Source organism: Oleiphilus sp. HI0080 (genome assembly GCF_001635135.1).
In genome coordinates this window covers 1-606 of the sequence record NZ_LWFU01000263.1, presented here as the reverse complement: position 1 = coordinate 606, position 606 = coordinate 1, and the positions used below count along the sequence as shown (strand labels likewise).

Genomic DNA, 606 nt, shown 5'->3' with positions numbered 1-606 from the left:
TTTCGATAGATGATGGCATACACAAGTTGCTCTCTTGGAGTATTAAAGCGAGAAAGGAAGGTTTGCTTGGGCTAGAAGATGTGTTATCAAAAGAACGGGAGTCTTTTTGTAAAAAAGGCTTGCAGCTCCTAGTTGATGGTTCTGAGCCAGAATCAATACGGTCGGTTCTTGAGGTAGACATGTATTCGCGCGAGCAGCGTGATCTCGATCTCGCAAAGGTTTATGACTCTATGGCGGGTTACTCACCGACAATTGGAATAATTGGCGCGGTACTAGGATTGATTCAGGTGATGAGCAATCTCGCTGACCCATCCTCACTCGGCGCAGGTATTGCGACGGCATTTGTTGCTACTATATACGGGGTGGGATTTGCGAACCTCTTTTTGCTCCCCGTCGCTAACAAGATTCGATACCAGGTTGAACGCCACGTTCGATACCACGAAATGCTTGTTGATGGTTTGATTTCCATTGCAGAGGGCGAGAACCCTCGCTCCCTTGAGCTGAAGCTGAAAGGCTATTTGCACTTAGACTCAACAGATTGAGGCGCGCTTTTTCATGAAACGCTCCAGACATCATAATTCAAACGAAAATCATGACCGCTGGCTG

The 606-nt window shown here is 47.0% G+C and carries 1 protein-coding gene; it reads left to right on the top strand.

Annotated elements, in window-relative coordinates; all coding sequences use genetic code 11:
- The coding region (locus tag A3751_RS02775; protein WP_068451825.1) for a flagellar motor protein at nucleotides 1-542 on the top strand (542 nt) is incomplete at its 5' end.
- Between the last annotated feature and the right edge of the window lie 64 nt (nucleotides 543-606).